Here is a 1,571-nt window from a genome sequence, read left to right as displayed (position 1 = left end):
GTAACCGTCCGGCCAACGATGTGCCGTGAGGGATTGCCGGGGGAGCGGTTCGCGGCGGACGCTTCCGGGCATGGCGAAGCAGGTGGAGAAGCCGGAGTGGGCGCGCATCGCGGAAGCCTTCGAGGCCAGCGGGCAGACGCAGAGGGAGTTCGCGTTGGCGCGGGGCGTGCGGCTGAGCACGTTGCAGTCGTGGGTGTACCGGGCACGACGGGCCGCGCCGTCGCGAGCGGAAGCCGTGAGACTCTTGCCGGTGCAGGTGGCGACGACGCCCGCGGCGATGGAGTCGGGGATGGAGGTGGTCGCCGCGAGCGGAGCGCGGGTGCGATTCGCGGTGGGCACCGACGTGGCGTACGTGGCCCGGCTCGTCGCCGCGCTGGGACGGTGAGAGGGTGTTCGCGCTTCCGGCTTCGGTGCGCGTGGTGCTGGCCGTGGAGCCGGTGGACATGCGCAAGTCGATTGATGGCCTCATGGCCTTGGTGCGCGCCGAGTGGGGCGAGGACGTCTACTCGGGGCACCTCTTCGCCTTCGTCTCGCGCAAGGGCGACAGAGTCAAGGTGCTGACGTGGAGCCGGGGCGGCTTCGTGCTGCTGTACAAGCGGCTGGAGACGGGCCGCTTCCGGCTGCCGCGCGTGGAGGCGGAGGCGAAGGCGGTGACGCTGGACGCCACGCAGTTGGCGATGCTGCTGGACGGCATCGACGTGGCGGACGTGCGACGCCCGCCGGCCTGGTCACCGCCCGGGCGCGCGGCCTCCTGAGGGCCCGGCGCGAGCGCGGGGGCGGGCAGCGCGGTATGGGCTCCAGGTGCCGCGCGAGCTTCCACTGGACCATTTCTGCCCCTGGCGGGAGGAAGCCGAGGAGCTCCGCGAGCGGATGACGTCGCTGGAGTCGAAGATGGCCGCGCTGGAGCGGCGTGTCTTCGGTCGCAAAGCCGAGAAGCTGCCGCCCGTCGCCGAGGAATTGAGGCAGACGGCCCCGAGTCCCCAGGACGAAGCGGCGCGGGCCAAGGCCGCCCTGGAGAAGCGCCGGGCGCGGGCCGCACGGAAGGCCGAGGAGGCCCCGACGCGCGAAGTGCGGCACGCGGTGCCGCCCGAGTCGAGGCACTGCCCGGCGTGCGGCAGTGAGGAGTTGAAGCCGCTGGGCGAGGGGCGAAGGACGGTGGTGTACGAGTACGTGCCCGCCTTCTTCGAACGGCAGGTGCACGTGCAGCAAGTCCTCTCGTGCGCGTGCGGCCAGGGCGTGGTGACGGCCCCCGCGCCGCCGAAGGTGGTGGACAAGGGCGAGTACGGCCCGGGCTTCCTTGCGCACGTTGTGGTTTCCAAGTGCGCCGACGCGATGCCACTGCACCGGCTGGCCCAGCGGATTGAGCGCGGTGGGGTGCCCATGAGTCGCAGCACCCTGACGGACCTCTTCCACCAGGCCGCCTCGGTGCTGCTGCCTCTGTCCCAGCACCTCTTGCAAGTCATTGCCGCCGCCGAGGTGGTGTGGGCCGACGAGACGCCCGTGCGCGTGCTGGACGTGAAGAAGACGCGCCAGGGCTACCTCTGGACTTTCCTCACCCAGACGCCCGCGGG

Annotated in this window: 3 protein-coding genes; all 3 read left to right on the top strand. The window is 71.7% G+C overall.

Features of this window, described 5'->3' with window-relative positions:
- The first annotated feature begins 70 nt into the window (after positions 1 to 70).
- A complete protein-coding gene (locus D7X99_RS41850) occupies positions 71 to 385 on the top strand; it encodes a hypothetical protein (protein ID WP_120581678.1) in 315 nt (104 codons plus the stop codon).
- A gap of 4 nt (positions 386 to 389) precedes the next feature.
- On the top strand, positions 390 to 755 hold the full coding sequence (gene tnpB / locus D7X99_RS41845; protein ID WP_120581677.1) for an IS66 family insertion sequence element accessory protein TnpB: 366 nt from the start codon (positions 390 to 392) through the stop codon (positions 753 to 755).
- A gap of 115 nt (positions 756 to 870) precedes the next feature.
- A partial coding sequence (locus D7X99_RS41840; RefSeq protein ID WP_147476432.1) for a transposase occupies positions 871 to 1,571 on the top strand: 701 nt, incomplete at its 3' end.

The sequence above is a fragment of the Corallococcus sp. AB032C genome (assembly GCF_003668935.1).
Classification (GTDB): domain Bacteria; phylum Myxococcota; class Myxococcia; order Myxococcales; family Myxococcaceae; genus Corallococcus; species Corallococcus exiguus.
Note: the sequence above shows the minus strand (reverse complement) of the source record. Positions and strands in the feature narration are given on the sequence as shown.